The 20029-nt window shown below is 62.5% G+C and carries 19 protein-coding genes and 1 pseudogene; 13 read left to right on the forward strand and 7 right to left on the reverse strand.

The genetic code is table 11. From position 1 onward, the window contains the following. Positions 1 to 1185, reverse strand: coding sequence for an FIST N-terminal domain-containing protein (locus tag NLY42_RS18965; protein ID WP_353622726.1), 1185 nt, complete (start codon positions 1183 to 1185; stop codon positions 1 to 3). A gap of 248 nt (positions 1186 to 1433) precedes the next feature. Here NLY42_RS18965 and NLY42_RS18970 point away from each other — a divergent pair, with 248 nt between their 5' ends. From NLY42_RS18970 to NLY42_RS18985, 4 genes are all read left to right on the forward strand, one after another. Next, the gene (locus NLY42_RS18970) at positions 1434 to 1934 is read left to right on the forward strand and encodes a (2Fe-2S)-binding protein (RefSeq protein WP_023681712.1); all 501 of its coding nucleotides are present in this window, start codon (positions 1434 to 1436) and stop codon (positions 1932 to 1934) included. Positions 1935 to 2057: 123 nt separating this feature from the next. Then, positions 2058 to 4403, forward strand: coding sequence for a xanthine dehydrogenase family protein molybdopterin-binding subunit (locus tag NLY42_RS18975; RefSeq protein ID WP_023756366.1), 2346 nt, complete (start codon positions 2058 to 2060; stop codon positions 4401 to 4403). A 105-nt stretch (positions 4404 to 4508) separates the two neighbouring features. Beyond that, on the forward strand, positions 4509 to 5306 hold the full coding sequence (locus tag NLY42_RS18980) for an FAD binding domain-containing protein (RefSeq protein ID WP_023753392.1): 798 nt from the start codon (positions 4509 to 4511) through the stop codon (positions 5304 to 5306). Positions 5307 to 5594: 288 nt separating this feature from the next. After that, on the forward strand, positions 5595 to 6617 hold the full coding sequence (locus NLY42_RS18985; protein ID WP_023753391.1) for an acyltransferase family protein: 1023 nt from the start codon (positions 5595 to 5597) through the stop codon (positions 6615 to 6617). 66 nt (positions 6618 to 6683) lie between these two features. On the opposite strand, the gene NLY42_RS18990 is transcribed toward NLY42_RS18985, so the two are convergent. From NLY42_RS18990 to NLY42_RS19010, 5 genes are all read right to left on the reverse strand, one after another. Further along, the gene (locus NLY42_RS18990) at positions 6684 to 7190 is read right to left on the reverse strand and encodes a GNAT family N-acetyltransferase (protein WP_023753390.1); all 507 of its coding nucleotides are present in this window, start codon (positions 7188 to 7190) and stop codon (positions 6684 to 6686) included. Then, positions 7190 to 7960 carry a copper homeostasis protein CutC gene (locus NLY42_RS18995; protein ID WP_023672619.1) on the reverse strand — a complete coding sequence of 257 codons (771 nt, stop codon included), beginning with the start codon at positions 7958 to 7960 and terminating at the stop codon, positions 7190 to 7192. Before NLY42_RS18995 ends, NLY42_RS18990 begins: the two co-directional genes overlap by 1 nt. Before the next feature lie 99 nt (positions 7961 to 8059). Beyond that, positions 8060 to 8491: a cupin domain-containing protein gene (locus NLY42_RS19000; protein ID WP_023753389.1), complete on the reverse strand. Its 432-nt coding sequence runs from the start codon at positions 8489 to 8491 to the stop codon at positions 8060 to 8062. Between the two features lie 78 nt (positions 8492 to 8569). Then, positions 8570 to 8956: a hypothetical protein gene (locus NLY42_RS19005; protein WP_023753388.1), complete on the reverse strand. Its 387-nt coding sequence runs from the start codon at positions 8954 to 8956 to the stop codon at positions 8570 to 8572. 64 nt (positions 8957 to 9020) lie between these two features. Then, positions 9021 to 9617, reverse strand: coding sequence for an alpha-ketoglutarate-dependent dioxygenase AlkB (locus tag NLY42_RS19010; protein WP_023672616.1), 597 nt, complete (start codon positions 9615 to 9617; stop codon positions 9021 to 9023). Positions 9618 to 9765: 148 nt separating this feature from the next. On the opposite strand from NLY42_RS19010, the gene NLY42_RS19015 reads away from it, so the two are divergent. The 9 genes and pseudogenes from NLY42_RS19015 (at position 9766) to apnL (ending at position 19233) form a co-directional block, all read left to right on the forward strand. Further along, a complete protein-coding gene (locus NLY42_RS19015) occupies positions 9766 to 10005 on the forward strand; it encodes a KTSC domain-containing protein (RefSeq protein ID WP_023753387.1) in 240 nt (79 codons plus the stop codon). Positions 10006 to 10126: 121 nt separating this feature from the next. After that, positions 10127 to 10534 (forward strand): hypothetical protein, encoded by a 408-nt coding sequence (locus NLY42_RS19020; RefSeq protein WP_023753386.1) that lies wholly within the window; start codon positions 10127 to 10129, stop codon positions 10532 to 10534. 398 nt (positions 10535 to 10932) lie between these two features. Further along, positions 10933 to 11760 (forward strand): phosphogluconate dehydrogenase C-terminal domain-containing protein, encoded by an 828-nt coding sequence (locus tag NLY42_RS19025; RefSeq protein WP_023753385.1) that lies wholly within the window; start codon positions 10933 to 10935, stop codon positions 11758 to 11760. Between the two features lie 321 nt (positions 11761 to 12081). Then, positions 12082 to 13023, forward strand: a complete 942-nt coding sequence (locus NLY42_RS19030) for a D-ribose ABC transporter substrate-binding protein (RefSeq protein WP_023753384.1) — start codon at positions 12082 to 12084, stop codon at positions 13021 to 13023. Between the two features lie 90 nt (positions 13024 to 13113). Further along, positions 13114 to 13758, forward strand: a complete 645-nt coding sequence (locus NLY42_RS19035) for a DUF2291 family protein (RefSeq protein WP_023753383.1) — start codon at positions 13114 to 13116, stop codon at positions 13756 to 13758. Continuing rightward, complete coding sequence (locus NLY42_RS19040; RefSeq protein WP_023756365.1) at positions 13755 to 15302, forward strand: sugar ABC transporter ATP-binding protein; 1548 nt, start codon at positions 13755 to 13757, stop codon at positions 15300 to 15302. Before NLY42_RS19035 ends, NLY42_RS19040 begins: the two co-directional genes overlap by 4 nt. After that, on the forward strand, positions 15299 to 16363 hold the full coding sequence (locus NLY42_RS19045) for an ABC transporter permease (protein WP_023688190.1): 1065 nt from the start codon (positions 15299 to 15301) through the stop codon (positions 16361 to 16363). The genes NLY42_RS19040 and NLY42_RS19045 overlap by 4 nt, the downstream gene beginning before the upstream one ends. 2 nt (positions 16364 to 16365) lie before the next feature. Continuing rightward, a complete protein-coding gene (locus NLY42_RS19050) occupies positions 16366 to 17400 on the forward strand; it encodes a Gfo/Idh/MocA family protein (RefSeq protein ID WP_023681700.1) in 1035 nt (344 codons plus the stop codon). Next, positions 17397 to 19233, forward strand: a pseudogene (gene apnL / locus NLY42_RS19055) (D-apionate lactonase). Before NLY42_RS19050 ends, apnL begins: the two are co-directional and overlap by 4 nt. 2 nt (positions 19234 to 19235) lie before the next feature. Here the strand turns inward: apnL and NLY42_RS19060 are convergent. Further along, a complete protein-coding gene (locus tag NLY42_RS19060) occupies positions 19236 to 19949 on the reverse strand; it encodes a transcriptional regulator NanR (protein WP_023672607.1) in 714 nt (237 codons plus the stop codon). Positions 19950 to 20029: the final 80 nt, after the last annotated feature.

Raw genomic sequence — 20029 nt, forward strand, 5'->3', positions numbered from 1 at the left:
CTATTCCGCCGCCTGGCGTTCGCCGAAGGCGATGCCGGTGAAAGTCTGGTTCAGATGCATCGAGCGGTACTGTTCGCCATAGGTGCCGAAGCCGATGACGTTATTGACCCGGTAGAGCTCCGAAATGTCGCGGAAGACCTGGCGGTTGCGGGCGTCGAGCCGGCGCAGCACGCAATCGAAGCCGAGGATCATGTCGATGCCGCCGAGCCGTTGCTCGACGTCGCGCAGTGCGGCGCGCGTGGATTCTACCATGTCCTTGGGCTGGGCGATGGACAGCACGACGCCGTCGTCTATGGCGCAGAAGAATGACAGCGAGCCGTCGGGATGCATCTTCTGGATCGAGCGGCAGTAAAATTCGCCACCCACTTTCACCACCACCGGGTGCGAAGCGAAGCTCATCGGCGTCAGGTTCTGCGCAACGATGCCGACGGAGGCTGCATACTCCTCAGCCGCATTGGTGGCGTTGAATTCGCGCACGGTGCGGTGGTCCGGATCGGATGCCGTCACCACCAGCTTCTCGTCGGTGGGGATGAAATTGTCGGTCTTGAAGACATGGAACGGAATCTCAGTGGCGATCAGCACAATGATGGCGCTATCTGACGCTACCTTGCCGTTCGAAATCAGCCTGGTGGTTTCGAATTTCAAATCGTCGCCCGCCGAACCGCCGATCAGCGGGATGTCGTCCAGCCCCCAATGGATGGCCGAGGTCACCGCTTCCTCTGCAAAGGACAGGCCGTCGATGAAGCAGAGCGCGAAAGTGCTTTTGGCATGGCAACTGCCGGTGCGTCCGCGCAGCAGGCGCCGCAAGCCCTCGACTTCATCAGTGATCCTGTCCATGCCCGACGAGGAGAGATTGTCGACCATGGTGCTGACCGCCGAAAACGACGCGGAGGGAAAGAGCAGCGCCAGCACATGGCCTTCCTCCAGGCCCTGGGGGGTAATCTCGCCGGCGGTCGAGCAGGCGGCGTAGGCCAGCGTCGGCGCGTGGGTCTTCAGCCCTTGCGAAAGGACGCTCGCGTCAAACAGGCTCTGGGAGAAGAACAGCAGGGCAAAGCCGGCATCGATGGCTGCGGCCTCGACGGCGACCGCCAGGGCGAATGCATCGGCGTCGGGCTCGTCGGTGGTGAGCGCCGACAGACCGGATGCATAGCTCGTCCGTGAACTGGCCAGAGGCTTCCTCCCGATATCCTCCGACGCTTCCTGCGCGCGCCCGTTTTATGTCTCTCGGCGCGCTGGCGTCGAGGGCATTGTTGCCCCCTATTCGCTCTTTGGCAATGGGGCGGACAGGCCCATGATTTTCGTTTTCTCCATGACCGAAAGTACAATGAGCGCCGTGTGTTTTTTGCGCTTTGTGCAGTGTACCAATAGCGCATGGCCGAGCGCCAAAGCCGCATCGGCAGCATGACTACCAAGGTCATACCCAGGGAGGATGCATGTCGGACGTTTCGTTTGTCGTGAACGGAAAACGGATCAGCGGCGCTGCCGAGGACCGAACGCTTCTGGTTCATTTCCTGCGCGAAAATCTTGGTCTCACCGGAACGCATGTCGGTTGTGACACCTCTCAATGCGGCGCCTGCGTCGTGCATGTCGACGGCAAGGCGGTGAAGTCCTGTTCGATGCTGGCCGTGCAGGCCTCCGGGTCGACCGTGGTGACGATCGAAGGGCTTGCCAATGGCGGCGACCTGCATCCGATGCAGGCCGCGTTCAAGGAACATCATGGGCTGCAATGCGGCTTCTGCACGCCGGGCATGATCATGACGGCGACCGACATGATCGCGCGCCATCCCGAAGGCCTTGACGAGGCGACGGTGCGCGCCGAGCTCGAAGGCAACATCTGCCGCTGCACCGGCTACCACAACATCGTCAAGGCGATCCTCGCCGCATCGCAGACGATGGCGAAGGTGCCGAAGGGCAGGGCGAAACAGGCAGCGTAAGAAAGAAGCGAGTAGTGAATAGTGAATAGCGAGTAGTCGGTTTAGCCGAACCGCTCCGAGCACAATTCCCTACTCACTGTTCACTATTCGCTACTCACTATTCGCTATTCCGGAGGAATTCCTATGGGCATTGAAGGCATCGGCGCTCGGGTCGTGCGCAAGGAAGACAAACGCTTCATCACCGGCGCCGGCCGCTATGTCGACGACATGGTGGTTCCCGGCATGAAGCATGCCGCTTTCGTGCGCAGCCCGCACGCGCATGCTCAGATCAAGAAGATCGACGTCAGACGAGCGCAGGCGATGCCCGGCGTCATCGGCGTCTTGACCGGCAAGGAGCTCAAGGCCGACGGCATCGGCAACCTGATCTGCGGCTGGATGATCCATTCCAAGGACGGCTCGCCGATGAAGATGGGCGCGTGGTCGCCGCTGGCCGTCGACAAGGTGCGCTATGTCGGCGACGCGGTCGTCATCGTGGTGGCGGAAACCAAGGGCCAGGCCCGCGACGCGGCCGAAGCGGTCGAGATCACCTACAAGGAATTGAAGGCGGTGGTCGATGCCACCAAGGCGCTGCAAAAAGGTGCGCCGCAGGTCCATGCCGAAGCCGAGGACAATCTTATCTTCGACTGGGAGATCGGCGATGCCAAGGCGACCGACGCGGCGATCCAGGCGGCGGCCCATGTCACCCGCATGAAGATCGTCAACAACCGGCTGGTTCCCAACGCCATGGAGCCGCGCGCGGCCCTTGGCCATTACGACAAGGCCGAGGACCATTTTACCTGCTGGACGACGTCGCAGAACCCGCATGTCGCGCGGCTAGTGATGAGCGCCTTCTACAATGTCGCGCCGGAAAACAAGCTGCGCGTCATTGCGCCCGATGTCGGCGGCGGCTTCGGCTCGAAGATCTACATCTATCCCGAAGAGATCGTCTGCCTGTGGGCGTCGAAGAAGACCGGCGTGCCGGTCAAATGGGTTGCCGACCGTACCGAAAGCTTTCTCACCGACGCACATGGCCGCGACCATGTCTCGACGGTCGAAATGGCGTTCGACAAGAACAACAAGATCACCGGCTTCAAAGTCGACACCATCGCCAATCTCGGCGCCTACATGTCGCTGTTCTCGTCTTGCGTGCCGACCTATCTCTACGCGACGCTGCTGTCGGGCCAGTACAACATCCCGACGATCCACGCCAATGTGCGCACCGTCTACACCAACACGGCACCCGTCGATGCCTATCGTGGGGCAGGGCGGCCGGAAGCGACCTATTTGCTCGAACGCACAATGGAGACCGCCGCACGCGAACTCGGCGTGTCTCCGGCGGAGCTTCGGCGCGCCAATTTCATCACCGAGTTTCCGCATCAGACGCCGGTCATCATGAACTATGACGCCGGCGACTATGGAGCTTCACTCGATGCGGCGACACAGGCGTCCGACTATGCCGGCTTTGCCAAGCGCAAAGCGGCGGCCGCCAGCCAGGGCAGGCTGCGCGGCATCGGCATGAGCTGCTATATCGAGGCCTGCGGCATCGCGCCGTCGGCGGCGGTCGGTTCGCTCGGCGCCGGCGTCGGTCTGTGGGAATCGGCCGAGGTGCGGGTCAATGCCGTCGGCACGATCGAGGTGCTGACCGGCTCGCACAGCCACGGCCAGGGCCATGAGACGACCTTCGCGCAACTGGTCACCCAGCGCTTCGGCGTGCCGCTCGACTCGGTGTCGATCGTCCATGGCGACACCGACAAGGTGCAGATGGGCATGGGCACCTACGGCTCGCGCTCGGGCGCGGTCGGCATGTCGGCAATTGCCAAGGCGCTCGACAAGGTCGAGGCCAAGGCCAAGAAAATCGCCGCCCATCTGCTCGAGGCCGACGAGGGCGACATCGTCATCGAGAATGGCGAGGTCAAGGTTGCCGGCACCGACAAGAGCCTGCCCTGGTTCCAGGTGGCGCTTGCCGCCTACACCGCTCACAATCTGCCGGCAGGCATGGAGCCGGGACTGAAGGAAACAGCCTTCTACGATCCGGCGAACTTCACTTTCCCGGCGGGCTGCTACATCTGCGAGGTCGAGATCGATCCGGAAACCGGCACGACCGAGATCGTCCAGTTCGTCGCGGCGGACGATTTCGGCAACATCATCAACCCGATGATCGTCGAGGGTCAGGTGCATGGCGGCATCGCCCAGGGCATCGGCCAGGCGCTGCTGGAAGGCGCGCACTATGACGATAGCGGGCAGCTGCTAACGGCGAGCTACATGGACTACACCATGCCGCGCGCGGACGACCTGCCGTCATTCAAGGTGTCGACCTCGAACACGCCGTGTCCGAGCAATCCGCTCGGCATCAAGGGCTGTGGCGAGGCCGGCGCCATCGGCTCGCCGCCGGCGGTCATCAACGCCATCACCGACGCTTTGGGGATTGTGGACATCGCCATGCCAGCCTCGCCGTCAACGGTGTGGGCGGCGATTAGGGCGAAGAAATGAGTGAGTAGGGAGTAGTGAGTAGGGAATGGGCATTACCGGAGATGACAGCGTCCCTATTCCCTACTCACTACTCACTATTGCCTAACCACTTCAGGGGAGGATCCCATGTACGCAGTCAACTACCACCGCGCCGCCTCGGTCGTCGACGCCGCCAAGCTGGTGAAGAGCGGCGACGCCAGGCTTTTGTCAGGCGGCATGACGCTGATCCCGGCGATGAAGACGCGGCTCGCCGCACCGTCCGACCTGATCGACCTGTCGCGGATCAAGGAGCTGCAAGGCGTCAAGGTGTCGGGCAAGACCGTCACCATCGGCGCCGCCACAACCCATTACGACGTCGCCAATGACGAGAAGCTGCGGAAGGCCTGTCCGGCGCTTGCCCACCTTGCGTCGCTGATTGGCGATCCGGCGGTGCGCCACAAGGGCACGATCGGCGGCTCGGTCGCCAACAACGACCCAGCCGCCGATTATCCGGCGGCGCTCTTGGCGCTGGGCGCCACCATCGTCACCAACAAGCGCGAGATTTCAGCCGCGAAATTCTTCACCGGGCTGTTCGAAACGGCGCTGAAAGAAGGCGAGATCATCACCGCGGTGAGTTTTACCGCGCCGGCCAAGGCTGCTTACGAAAAATTCCGCAACCCGGCCTCGCGCTATGCGATCGTCGGCGTGTTCGTGGCAAAGGGCAAGGACGGGGTCAGCGTTGCCGTTACCGGCGCCGGCGATGACGGTGTGTTCCGCTCGAAGGAGATCGAAGCAGCACTGGCGAAGAATTTTGCCGCATCGGCGCTCGACGGCGTGAAAGTGCCGGCGAAGAATTTGATGACCGACCTCCACGCTTCGGCCGAATACCGTGCCAATTTGATCGCCGTGATGGCCAAGCGCGCGGTGGCGGCAGCCAACGCCTGACATCATAAAGCTACTGACAAGGAAAGGGGCCATCGCGGCCCCTTTGTTCGTCTGTGGCGGGCTGTAACTGCCCAGTCCTTGCGGGTTCGCTGCCACGCGCAAATCCGTTGTTTCAGGTAATTCCCGTGCAAGAACAGGCGCATACTTCCCAAGGGACTGCCCAGCCCCATTCTCGCACTTGCACAATCTGATATTGCACTGCAATATGTATAGCTTGGCGGAACACGGGGTGGATTCTGCGCGCGGCGGTGTGAGCTGCGCCAAGATCTTGCGTCGTAGAGGATCGGCATGGCCGACATCTCCGCAGCGTCTGTTGCCCTGCCGCGGGCCACAGCCGACAAAGCAGCCAGAGCAAGACTGGCCTATCTCGATGGTTGGCGCGGGCTTTCGATCGCACTGGTGCTGATCGGCCATTTCTTCCCCGTTCCCGGGATCAATCTCGGCGTGCTCGGCGTCGAGTTCTTCTTCGTGCTCTCAGGCCGGCTGATGGGCGAGATACTGTTCATCGAACGCTTTCCGCTGAAAAAATTCTTCAAGCGCCGCTTTTCGCGCATCTATCCCGCGCTGCTGGTGTTCGTGACATCAGCCATGATCGGGCTCTCCGGCACCTTTATCGGCTTCAAATGGAAGGCGGCGCTGACGGCGCTGACATTCACCTACAACTATGCCGGAATTCTCATCACCCGCGCCGGCGCGCTCGACCACATCTGGTCGCTATGCGTGGAAGAGCATGCCTACATCATCCTGGCGCTGATCAGCGTGGTGGTGACCGGGCGGGGTAATGTCGTTCGGCTGCTGGTGACGCTGTCGCTGCTGGCGATGGCCAATGGCGCCATTTCGTACTGGGCACTCGGCATGGATTACGAGCACAGCTATTGGCGCACCGATGTGCATATCGCCTCGATCCTGCTGTCGGCATCGATCTGCCTGCTCAAGCACGATGACCGGCTGCCGGCATTCCTGACGAGCCCCTATGTCAGCCTCGTGTCGGCGGCGGCGGCTATATTGCTGTTCCTCGATCCGGTGCCGACGCCGATCCATTACCTACTGGCGGTGCCGTTGCTGGCGCTTGCCGTGAATACGCTGGACACCAGCAACTGGCATCTTACCGGCCTGCTTTCATCCAGCCCGATGGTGATGATCGGGCTATGGTCGTACTCGCTCTATCTCTGGCAACAGCCCTTCTACAAATTCGTCGCCGAGCAGGGCAGTGCGCCGATCCCGATGCTGGCGGCTGTCTTCGCCTGTGCACTATGCAGCTACTATCTGGTCGAGAAGCCCGCGCGGGCCTGGCTGAACCGGAATTGGTGAGGGCTACGGACTCCTAATCTTATGCTGCCGCGACGATCTGCTTGCCGATCATCAGCCAGCGACCCATCAGCCGGCGATCTCCTTGAGGTAGTAGCGCACCGCCTTCTTGCCGCCATGGATCACCGCGTCGCCGACCTCGGCGAAGCCAAGCGCGGCATGGAAGGCGTCCGAAGCCGGATTGGGAGGTTCGGCATTCACCTCGCAGGTGACGATGCTGTGGCCCGCGCGGGCGACTTCCCCGAACAGATCCTCGTAGAGCCGGCGGGCATGGCCGCGGCCGCGCGCTTGCGCCGCGACGACGACGCGGTCGACATAGACGAAGCGTGGATAGCGCTCGCGGAACCAGAGGAAATTCGGGCTGTCGTAGCGCGCATCCTGGTCGAAGGTCATGATGAAGGCTTCGAGCGTGCCGATGCGCCTGACGTAAAACGCTTCGCCAAGCAGGAAGGACAGCCGTTCCGGCTCGAGCCATGACAGTTCGGCGGCGTGCTCATTGTTGAGTGCGAGGATGGCCGCTTCGTCCTGAGGCGAGACACGGCTGATCGGCGACGGCCCAGTCACGGCTTCGCTCATCATGCTCTGGCCGCCGCAATCGTCGCGGCAACCAGCGCCCCATCGGTGACTGTGGTGCGGTATTCGCGGTCGAGATCGCCGCCGCCCATGCCGACTTGCGGGTTGCGGTAGGCCATGGCGCTCGGTACATCCTTGAGCGCGGCGAAGTGCATTTCCGTCAGCCCGGTTGATGCCAGCACCCCGGCGATGTTTTCGGGGTCCAGCGCGCCACAGCCGAGGATGATGATGCGGCCGTCGGCCTGGCGGACGAGATCCGCCAACAGGCCGGCGCCTTCCACCGCGGTGTCCCTCTGGCCGCTGGTCAGCACGCGGCCGACCTTGCAGCGGATCAGCGCTTCCAGCGCCTCGGCCGGGTCGCGCGTCATGTCGAAGGCGCGGTGGCAGGTGACGGCGAGCGGACCGGCGGCATCGACCAGCGCGCCCATGCGGGTTTCGTCGATGGTGCCGTCGGCATTGAGGCAACCGACAACGACGCCGGCGACGCCGAGGTCACGAAGCGCTGCGACATCGGCGAGCATCGAGCTGTATTCGGCCTCGCTGTAGAGGAAATCGCCGCCGCGCGGCCGCACGATGACATGGAAGGGAATTGTCGCGCTCTCGAGTGCGGCGCGCACCGTGCCGAGGCTGGGCGTGATGCCGCCTTCGACCAGGCTGGCGCAGAGCTCGACCCGGTCGGCGCCGGCGGCCTGCGCAGCCAGCAGTCCATCGATGCCTTCGACGCAGATTTCGATCAGGGGGCGAGCATTTCCGGCCAAGGGGCGATCCTTCATGATAGCATGACGGCCAGCCCTAGCATCGGCTCGGTTGGTGGGGAAGCCGGAACAGCCAGTCGCTGCTTGGGCCAGCCCGGCAACCCGGCCGATCCGCTATTACTGGCGCAGCAGCGTGTTCTTGGCGCCTCGTTCGGCCTGGTCGATGACCAGCAGCTTGACCGGGGCGTCGCCGATGTTGGTGGCCTGGTGCCATTGGCCGATCATCTCGATGATGAAATCGCCCGTCTTGTAGGTGTTGCTGTTGCCGGTCTCGACATTCGTCACTTTGAGTGTCCCGGCCTCGACATAGGCGTAGCGGGCAAACGGGTGCTTGTGCACCGGCAGAGTGGCGCCGACCGCAATGTCATAGGTTGAAACCAGCACTTGGACATTTTTCTGCGGCAGCACGATCGGCTGGCCGGACGCCGTCTGGCTGCGATCGGCAAGCGGCGTGACGACAACCGGCGGGCTGGTACTGTCCAGCGCCCGAGCGGGGTTTGCAGAGAGCGCCGCCGCGAACAGCAGCATCGATGCCAGGATCTTTCGCATGGTTCCTCCAGGTTTTACCGCCACCGCGCGGGCGCGACGCCAAACTTCTATCTCTCGTCAGTTACTGGAGACACAACGTCATCCGCCGGTGCCGTCGTCCATCATCGTATTCGTGAGCGCTTCATAGATGTTGCTGCATACCTGGGACCGCGGACAGTGTTTTACGATGAATACCGGCACGACAGTCAGTGCGGCGGCGATCAGGATTTGCAGGAAGAGAGGAGCAGGCTCGAAGCGTTTGCCAAACAAGGCTCGGCAAGCGAAGTAGAGACTTTGAGCCAGGCATGCCCAGACAAGGACATGCAACAGCGTGCTCGTTGCTTGGGCATAGGGCGTTATGTATCCGTCGGGAAAGCCGACCATGCCAAGGTCGACGAGCCACTGCAGAGCCAGAACGCAGGACAGGCATGCCCACAGAAAGAGCGCCACGCGGGTAACCAAAACTCTGCTGCTATCCACGCTCATGTGCGATCGAAGCACAACTGCGCTCGGTCTTCCAGAGCGGCTGCTGCGTGGCTTGGAGTGTGGCCTATTTCAGAGTGCGCAGCGTGATCGAATAGCGGTGCCCGGCGACCGGCGGAATGCTGTGCTCCCACTCGTGGCGCGCCGGGCCGTCAATGAGATAGACAGATCTCGGCTGAACCTCGATCGTCTTGCGATCCCATTTCGAGCCGTTTTTTCGGCGCAGCCGAAAGCTGCAGGGCGCCAGCAGCGAGACGCCGGCGACGAGATCGAAATGCGGCTTGTCGCGATGCCAACCTATGCCCGCGCCCGGCCGATACTCGTTGATGAGCACTTGCGCGAATTCCGTGGCCTGCCTGCCGGCAAAATCCGCGACCTTGTCGCGAAGCGGCAGCAGGAATTTCGGGATGGGCGGCGCTTCGACGACCTGGCGCCGGTCGTAGTCGTAGCGCCAGCCGAAGCCGGCGACCTGCCGGTTGGCAAGGTGGCCGTGGAAATCGAACGGCTTGAAGGACAGTTCATTGAGGTGACGGACCAGTTCCGCCTCTTCGTCCGTTGTGATCAGGCTAGGCCGGTAAGAAAATCCTTCCGGCAGCGTGTCGGCCGCGCCGAAGAGATCGCCCTGGCTGGCATACGCTGTTGTACTGGATTTCGTCTGTGCCATCTGACGGAGAGATAGGAAGCCTCGCCACCCGGGCAAGATTTTCGGCGTTGTGGTGCGCCTCCCTGTCGGAACCTCCGCATCGTTGCGGCATTACGCATGTTCGAAGCAGGATTTGGAGAAGATTTGGGGACGAAGCGGGATTTTCGACATGCCGTCCACTGCCATCCGCAATACCCACTACGACCCGTCGACGAAAATCCTCTCGGTCTGGTTCGTCCCGAGCGGAGCCCGCTACGACTACGAGGAGGTCGAGCCCGAGACCTACGCGGCGTTCCGCGCCGCCTTCTCGAAAGGGCAATTTTTCAACGAGTTCGTGCGCGATCGCTACCGGTTTCACCTGGTTGAAGAAGGGCGTCCGGCGAGCAACCGGGTTCTGAAGGTGCGGTGATCCGTATAAGGTCGCGAACCCCAATTGCTTTTCGAATTGACTTGTTTCAACCTGCTTTGTGGGACGGACAATGCCGTGGTCGAGATGGCCAGAACATTGGGGGAGGCAGCTTTTGAAATGCATGTTGATTATACTCGGCGTGGTAGGTGTCCTGTCTTCCGCTGCGTCTGCAAAAGATAATCGACAACACATCGACCCTGCCTATCAAAAAAACATCAACTATCTGGCCGGGCTGTCCGACGCCCAGTTGAAATTGGTCGTAACATGGTCAGCTAACGTCATCGCCGTTACGACGCGATGCCCGGCGCTGCAGCTGACTCCAGACGGAAAATCCAAAATAACGGCGATATACATCTTGTACGATGTGCAAGATAAACACCTGATACCCAATCCCCCCGAATTCAAGAGAGCCATCAGGTTTTATGAAGGCGCTTACCGCACGGCGGCGCAACGCACTGACAGCTGTCGGGCGGAGAAAGCCAAGGACCCGGGAAGCTACCGGCAAATAGTTGTCGGCATGATCGACTAGAAGTGATTTGGCTCGCCGGAACCCCGGCGAAGCGCGAATTCTCTATAGCCCCTTCGCCAAATCGCCGCGAGAACTCACGGCCCGAAAACGCGACCGGACCGCGCGGACGCGCTTCGCCTTGCTGGTGACGCCCCCACCGTCACTTCGCAACCGAGCCCCCGAGAAAATGGACCTGGAGGCTTCTAGCGCGGGCATCGATTGTCTGGAAAGGCAACGGCGCTCTGGCTTGGTTGAATTATCGGCCGCCACCGCGGAAATCGTGCGGACGGAAGCCAAACGGCGACTGCATAGCCGCTCATCAAAGCCCTGTTCAACTCCTCAATTCGTGGTAAGGTGATTTTACCAGTTAATAACATGACGATCGGCGCGGCCGTCGTTCAAAGCGGGAGTAGGGATAGATGACGACGATTGCGCTGTTCGGTGCCGGCGGCAAAATGGGTTACCGCCTGTCGACCAATTTTCGCGGATCGCCCTACACGGTACGCCATGTCGAGGTGAGCGAGGCCGGCCGCGATCGGCTGAAGACCGGACTGGGCTTCGACGCGGTCAGTGCCGATGCGGCGCTGGACGGGGCGGATATCGCCATCCTGGCCGTTCCCGACACGCATATCGGCAAGGTGGCGGCTGATATCGAGAGCAAGCTCGCGCCTGGCACGATGGTGATAGTGCTCGACGCGGCCGCACCCTTCGCCGGCCATCTGCCCAACCGGCCGGACCTGACCTATTTCGTCACCCATCCCTGTCATCCGCCGATCTTCAACGACGAGACCGACATGGCGGCCAAGAAGGATTATTTTGGCGGCGTCAAGGCCAAGCAGCATATGGTCAGCGCGCTGATGCAGGGGCCGGAAGCGGACTACGCCAAGGGCGAGGCGGTCGCAAAAATCATCTGGGCGCCGGTCATGCGCTCGCACCGTGTCACCGTCGAACAGATGGCGCTGCTGGAGCCCGGTCTATCGGAGACGGTGTGCGCGTCACTGCTTGTCGTCATGAAGGAAGCCGTCGACGAGGTCGTCGCGCGAGGCGTCGACCAACAGGCGGCGCTCGATTTCCTGCTCGGCCACATGAACGTGCTCGGCGCCGTGATTTTCGGCGAAACCAAGGGCGTATTCTCGGATGCCTGCAACAAGGCGATCGAATTCGGCAAGCCGGTGCTGATGCGCGACGACTGGAAGCGGGTGTTCGAGCCCGAAGAGATCGCCGCCAGCATTCGGCGCATTACTTGAGACAGGCGGAGTCGGGCGCTTGCCGGAGCGCCTCGATGGCTCGACACACCCGCCATGCCCAGATGCTTTCGCTCAGTGGGCACATGTCACCTCAATTAGTGATTGACTCATCATACCAGTTGGCTTAGCTGTTGATGGCTTGGGCAAGGATTCGCGAGAAGTACGAAGCCTGGGCGAGTGGAGGGACGGCGGGGGAGCAGCGATCGTTTGGGAAGCCGGCACCGGCATTCAGCCTGAACCGATCGGCGGCCCGCGTTGCGCGATGAATTCGAATGCAGAGGCCTTGATTTATCAAGGCAATTTTTCAAACGGGAGGACATCATGAAACTCACACGCAGAATGACACTTGCGGCGTTCGCCGGCATGCTGGCGTTTGGCACGGCGGCACCCGCCTATGCGGCCGACCTCATTGCCATCATCACGCCCTCGCACGACAATCCGTTCTTCAAGGCGGAAGCCGTCGGCGCCGAAGCCAAGGCCAAGGAACTCGGCTACGAAGCGCTTGTGCTCGTCCATGATGACGACGCCAACAAGCAATCCGAATTGATCGATACGGCGATCGGTCGCGGCGCCAAGGCGATCATCCTCGACAATGCCGGCGCTGACGCCACTGTCGCTGCCGTGCAGAAGGCCAAGGACGCAGGCGTGCCGTCGTTCCTGATCGATCGCGAGATCAACGCCACCGGCGTCGCCGTGGCTCAGATCGTCTCCAACAACTACCAGGGCGCCCAGCTCGGCGCGCAGGAGTTCGTCAAGCTGATGGGCGAGAAGGGCAATTTCGTCGAGCTGGTCGGCAAGGAATCCGATACCAATGCCGGCATTCGCTCGAAGGGCTATCATGACGTCATCGACGATTATCCGGACCTGAAGATGGTCGCCCAGCAATCGGCCAACTGGAGCCAGACGGAAGCCTATTCCAAGATGGAATCGATCCTGCAGGCCAACCCGGATATCAAGGGCGTCATCTCCGGCAACGACACGATGGCCATGGGCGCGTATGCGGCGCTGGTTGCGGCGAACCGCAAGGAAGTCATCGTCGTCGGTTTCGACGGATCCAACGACGTGCGCGATTCGATCACCGCGGGCGGCATCAAGGCAACCGTGCTGCAGCCGGCCTATGCGCAGGCGCAGATGGCGGTCGAGCAGGCCAACGACTTCATCAAGAACAAGAAGTCGCCCGAGAAGGAAAAGCAGCTGATGGACTGCGTGTTGGTCAATGGCGACAATGCTTCCAAGCTGGAAACGTTTGCGCTTACCAACTGAGCCGGCGTGACATGAATAGCGAGGGGCGATCAAGGTCGTCCCTCGCCGCCATTTTCCGTGGGTGCCAATCACCATGCTCAACAGGCCATCATGCTGAACAACAAGCCGATCTGGCCGATGCTTGTCGTTGCAGTCGGCATCAGCCTGACCGCCTGCAAGATTTTGCCGACTCCCTCGGGGGATAGCGGCAGCGCTGCCGCCTTCAATCCGGACAAGATGGTCGAGGAGATCTGGGCCGCGAAGGTCGTGCCTTACCTCCAGCAGAAGGCCGGGCCTTTTGCCGAGGTCCACGCTCTGGCAAAAACCGATCCTGCTTCCGCCGGCGCCAAATATGGCAATCCGAACAAGCAGGCGAATTCGCCCTGGACCTTCGCGGTTCGCGTCGAGGGCAAGATCATCGCAGCCAACACGCAGTCGCGGGCCGCGACCATGGATATCGATGTCGACGGCGACGGCAAGGCCGATGCGCGGGTACAGATCGGACCGGCGATGCGCGGAACCGCGCTGCGCGACAGCCTCGATTTCATCCAGTTCAACGATTTTACCAACCAGATCGACTTCGCCCAGTTCGGCAAGGCGTTCAACGCCTATGCCGTCAAGGCCCTGTTTGCCAAACTGCCGCGTGACGCGCTGGAAGGCCGGACCGCCAAGGTTCTCGGCGCCTATACGCTCGAGAGCGGCCAGGACCTGCCGCTGGTGACGCCGGCGGAGGCAGAAATCGGGCTGAAGCCATGAGCGCTGCGGTTGCTCACGATGTCGTCTTGAAGCTGGAGGACGTCTCCAAGGTCTATTCCGGCACCGTCGCGGTCAAGCGCGCGAATTTCGAGGTGCGCAAGGGCGCCGTCAATGTGCTGGTCGGCGAAAACGGCGCCGGCAAATCGACGCTGATGAAGATCATCGCCGGCGTCGAACAGCCGACGCTCGGCCGGATCCTCCTGGAAGGGGAGGAGGTCTCCTTCTCGTCATCGGGCGACGCGGTGAACCGCGGCATCGGCATGGTGTTCCAGGAGCTGAACCTGTTTGGCAATATGACCGTCGCCGAGAACATCTTCGCCACGCGCGAGATCACCAACCGGTTCCGCAAGATCGACCGCAAGGAGCAGGAGCGTCGCGCGGCGCAATTTCTCGAACGCCTGCAGGCCGGGATAAGGCCCGACATGCTGGTCGAGGATCTGCGCATCGGCCAGCAGCAGCTGGTCGAGATCGCCAAGGCGGTTTCGCTCGATGCGCGCATCCTGATCATGGACGAGCCGACCTCGGCGCTCAGTGCGGCGGAAGTCGAGATCCTGTTCAAGGTGATCGCCGACCTCAAGGCGCGCGGCGTGGCGATCGTCTACATCTCGCACCGGCTGGAAGAACTGATCCGCATCGGCGACTACATCACCGTGCTGCGCGATGGGCACATCACCGGCCAGGAGGAGATGAAGAACGTCGACACCCGGTGGATCGTGCGGCAGATGATCGGCTCCGACGCCAAGGATTTCGCCAAGGCCGACGGCCATGTTCCTGGCGAAGAGATATTCCGCGCCGAGGACATCTGCCTGCCGCGCGCGACCGGCGGGCTGGCGGTCGATCACGTCTCGCTGTCGCTGCGCGCCGGCGAGATCCTCGGCATATACGGCCTGATGGGCGCCGGGCGGAGCGAGCTGTTCGACTGCATCATGGGCCGCCATGGCCAGGCGACCGGCGCGATCTTCATCGCCGGCAAAAAGGTCAAGGAGCGCGACACGACGCGGCGTATCCGGCGCGGGCTGGCGCTGATCCCCGAAGACCGCCAACGCGAAGGGCTAGTCTCGATCCTGTCCGTCGCGAGCAATCTGACACTGGCCAGCCTGTCGCGTTTTGTCCGCCTGTTTCACATTCGCGGCGGCCACGAGAAGCAGGCGGTGACGCAGATGGTGCGGGAACTGGCGATCAAGGTCGCCGACCCGGCGCAGGAGGTCTCATCGCTGTCGGGCGGCAACCAGCAAAAGGTGGTGATCGGAAAGGCGCTGCTCACCGGGCCGAAGGTGCTGCTGATGGACGAGCCGAGCCGTGGCATCGATGTCGGCGCCAAGGCCGACGTCTTCCGCACCATGCGCAAACTGTCGCGAGACGGGCTCGGCATTCTGTTCGCCACCTCGGATCTCGATGAGGTGATGGCGCTGTCCGATCGCATCGCGGTGATGAGCAATGGAAAACTGACGGGCATGTTCGATCGCGCCGAGGCGACGGAGGCAGCCCTTGTCGCCGCCTCGGCACTTGGCCACGGACCGGCCCCGCACACGGAGAACCCATGACTGACATCCCGGCCAAGGCGGCTGTCTCCTCCGTTTCGAGCGGCTCGCTGCTGCTGACGCTGATGAAGGCGAGGACCTTCATCGCGCTGATCGCCGTCTTGATCTTCTTCTCGATCGCGGCGCCGAATTTCCTGTCGACAGCCAATCTGATCCTGATGTCGAAACATGTGGCGCTGAACGCCTTCCTCGCCATGGGCATGACCTTCGTCATCATCACCGGCGGCATCGATCTCTCAGTCGGCTCGATCGTCGGCCTGTGCGGCATGGTCGCCGGCTACCTCGTGCTCAACGGCATCGACCTGCAATTCGGCTACACCGTCTATTTCAACGTCGTCGAGATCGCGCTGATCACGCTGGCGGTCGGCATATTGATCGGCGCCGTCAACGGACTGCTGATCACCAGGCTGAACGTCGCGCCGTTCATCGCCACGCTCGGCGTGCTCTATGTCGCGCGCGGCCTGGCGTTGCTGTCGTCGGACGGCCGCACCTTCCCCAACCTCGTCGGCAAGCCGGAGCTTGGCACCACCGGGTTTGGTTTCCTCGGCGCCGGGCGGCTGCTCGGCCTGCCGGTGGCGATCTGGATACTGATCGTCGTTGCGCTGGCGGCGGCCTACCTCGCCAAATACACCCCGCTCGGCCGCCACATCTTCGCCGTCGGCGGCAATGAACGGGCGTCGCGAATTTCGGGCGTTCGTGTCAACATGGTGAAAATGTTCGTCTACATGTTCTCCGGCTTCTGCGCGGCGATCGTCGGCCTGATCATCTCGTCCGAACTGATGGCCTCGCACCCGGCAACAGGCGAAAGTTTCGAGCTCAACGCCATTGCGGCGGCGGTGCTCGGCGGCACCTCGATGTCGGGTGGGCGCGGCACGATCGGCGGCACCATTGTCGGCGCCTTCGTCATCGGCATTCTTTCGGACGGGTTGGTGATGATGGGCGTGAGTTCCTTCTGGCAGATGGTGATCAAGGGCCTTGTCATCATCGTCGCCGTCGTCGTCGACCAAGCGCAGCGCCGGCTGCAGAGCCGGGTGACGCTGATGCAGATGGCAAAGGCAGGCTGAGCATGGCGGAGTTGCGGGGAGGGCTCATCGGCTGCGGCTTCTTTGCCATCAACCAGATGCATGCCTGGCGCGACATTGAAGGCGCCGCGATGGTCGCCATTTGCGACCGCGACCCGGAGCGGCTGCGCATCATCGGCGACCAGTTCGGCATTGCGAAGCGCTACACCGACGCGGCAGAGATGTTTGCAAGCGAAAGCCTCGACTTCGTCGATATCGCCACCACCGTTCCCAGCCATCGTCCGCTGGTCGAGATGGCGGCGCTGCACCGTGTGCCGGTGATTTGCCAAAAGCCGTTCGCGCCGACGCTTGCCGACGCCAAGGCGATGGTGAGGGCCTGCGTGGAAGCCGGCGTACCGCTGATGGTGCATGAGAATTTTCGCTGGCAGTCGGCGATCCAGGCGGTGCGTGCCGTGCTCGACAGCGGCGAGATCGGCACGCCGTTCTTCGGGCGCATCTCCTTCCGCTCTGCCTATGACGTGTTTTCCGGCCAGCCCTATCTCGCCAAGGGAAAGCGCTTCATCATCGAGGACCTCGGTATCCACAGTCTCGACATCGCCCGTTTTCTACTGGGCGACGTGTCGACGATCACGACGCGAACCGCGCGCATCAACCCCGGCATCGCGGGCGAAGATGTCGCGACGATGCTGATGGACCACAAGAGCGGGGCGACGTCAGTGGTCGACTGTAGCTACGCGACGAAGCTCGCCACCGAACCGTTTCCCGAAACGCTGATCGAGATCGACGGCAGCGACGGCACGATCCGCTTGGCGCAGGGATATCGGCTCACCGTCACCGGCAGGAGCGGCACGAAGATCACCGACGTTTCGCCGCCCGTACTCGCCTGGGCATCGCGCCCATGGCACAACATCCAGGAGAGCGTCGTCGCCATCCAGCAGCACTGGGTCGACTGCCTGGCAAAGGGAACCGAGCCGGCGACCTCGGGCGCCGACAACCTCAAGACATTCGCGCTGGTCGAGGCGGCCTATCTGGGCGCCGCGAGCCACGAACCTGTCCACCTGGATGGCTTGCTGACATGACAGCCGACGCCTTCCTCCTATACGGCACACGCGTGGTCGAGGCCGAGCCGGTCAGGCTGAGTGCGGGCTTGCTCAGCGCCGACTTTGTCAACGGCAGCCTGCGCACCATCCGTTACGGCGGCATCGAAGTGCTGCGCGCCATCGCCTACATCGTGCGCGACCGCGACTGGGGCACTTACGAGCCTGAACTGACCGACCTTGCCGTCGATCAGGACGCCGACAGCTTCTCCGTCAGCTACTCCGCAAGTTGCTTAGCGCCGGGCGGAAGCCGGCTCGACCTTCGCGCTACGATCAAGGGCTCCGCCAACGGTCACCTGGTCTTCGACGTCAGCGCGGTCCCTGAAAGCGATTTCGAGACCAATCGCTGCGGCTTCTGCATCCTGCATCCGATCGCCGGCCTCTCCGGAAGCCCGGTGACGGTCGAGCATACGGACGGCAGCTTGGTGGCGGCGAAGCTGCCGCTGTTGATCGATCCCTGGCAGCCTTTCAAGGATTTGCGCGCGATCACCCATGAAGTCCGGCCGGGCATCACTGCCGAATGCCGGATGGAAGGCGACACTTTCGAGATGGAGGACCAGCGCAACTGGTCGGACGCGTCATACAAGACCTATGTGCGGCCGCTGGCGCTGCCATGGCCCTATGTGCTGCCGGCCGGCCAAACTGTAAGCCAGACGGTCAGCTCGCATCACCGGCGAGGGGGGGATGCCGGCCGCAGCATCTGCCGCCGAACCGGTCAGCGTCGAACTCGGCGAGACCGGGCAGAGGCTGCCGGATCTCGGCGTGATCATCTACCCGGATGAGGTCGAAGCAGCGCTCGCAAATCTTTCGACATTGACCGAGCTCGGCCCGCAGCAACTTGTCTTCCACTACGATCCGACGCGCGGCCACGGTCTCGAAGCATTGCAGTCTTATGCAAGGCTCACCGCCGCCTATCCGGTGCAGACGACGCTGGAATGCGTCGTTGCCTGCGCGGGCGACCTCGATGCCGAGCTGTCAGGCGTTGCCGACATGGTGCGTCAAGCCGGGTTGAAGCTTTCGGCCATTGCCGTCTCGCCTTCGGTTGACCGGCAGTCGACACCGCCGGGCAGTGCGTGGCCGGACTGTCCGCCGCTCGAAGACGTCTATGACGCGGCGCGGCGCGCCTTTCCCGATATCCGGCTTGGTGGCGGCATGTTCAGCTATTTCACCGAGCTCAACCGCAAGCGCGTGCCGGGGGGCCTGCTCGATTTCGTCACCCACTGCACGTGCCCGATCGTGCACGCTGCCGACGATCTCAGCGTCATGCAGTCGCTGGAGGCGCTGCCCTTCATCACCGCGTCGACGCGGGCGATCTTCGGGGCAAAGCCCTACCGCATCGGTCCGTCGACGCTCGCCATGCGCCAGAACCCCTATGGCGGCGCGACCAAGGGCAATCCCGGGGGACAGCGCATCGCCATGGCCGATCGCGACCCTCGTCATGCCGGCCTGTTCGCTGCCGCATGGACGATCGGCTATGCCGCGCGTGTCGCGCCGGCCGGGCTGGAACTGCTCACGCTGTCCGGCTTCGCCGGGCCCTTCGGCGTGCTCGCAGCATCCGGCGAACCCGTCGCGGAAGGATCGCCTCGGCCGATCTTCGATGCCATCAAGGGGCTTTGCGAACTGGCCGGCCTTACGTATGTGGCGACGAAAACGAGCGACGAGACCAAGGTGCTGGCGCTGGCCGGCCGCTCCGCTTCGGGCAAGACCGTGGCGTGGCTGGCGAACCTGACGGCGGACGACGTGACGGTCGACATCTCAGCGCTTGGCCGAGGCCAACTGGTGATGACCCCTTACGCGATCACGCGGATCAGCTGAAATCAGTTGCCGGAGTTCATCACATAAAGCGCGCGCGAGCGCTCGAGGTGCTTGATCATCGCCTTCTCGGCGCCGTCGGCATCCTTCTTCTCGATGCGGCCGATGATCTCTTCATGCTCGGTCAGCGTGAACTGTTCCTTGCCGGTCCAGATCAGCATTTCGGTGTGATATTCCTTCAGCCAACCGAGCATCGCCTCGCTGACGGCGATATAGATCGGGTTGCCTGAAATGGCCGCGATCTGGGTGTGAAACTTCATGTCGGCTGAAATGAAAGCCTCGGAATCGCCGCGAAAGCCACGCTGTTCGGCAATTGTGGCCCGCAGCTGCTCAACGTCCTCGGCAGTGGCGTTTTCGGCGGCTTCCCTGACCATACCGCGCTCGAAGAAGATGCGCGCCGTTTTCAGGTGTTCCAACGTGTCCTTCGACGACGACAGGATGATCTTGGCTGCGCCATCGACCTGCTTGATGATCGACTTGGCGGTCAGCTGCAGCACCTTGGCGCGTTCCCCATGCGAGATCGCGACGAGGCCCATATTGCTCAGCGCCTGCATCGCCTCGCGGATCGCGGGACGGCCGACCTCGAAGCGCTCCATCAACTCGCGCTCCGACGGCATGTCGTCGCCCGGCGTCAATTCTCCGCTGGTGATCAGGCGCTTCAGCCGCAAAAACACTTCGTCGGAAAGTTTGCGCCGGACGATCGGCTCCGAACGGTTCATCGTCGCGAATCACTCCCTTGACCTGTGTCTATCTAGCACTGCCACCGCGATTTTCGGAACGCCTGTCTGACCGCTCGACC

The sequence above is a fragment of the Mesorhizobium sp. C372A genome (assembly GCF_030323245.1).
GTDB lineage: Bacteria > Pseudomonadota > Alphaproteobacteria > Rhizobiales > Rhizobiaceae > Mesorhizobium.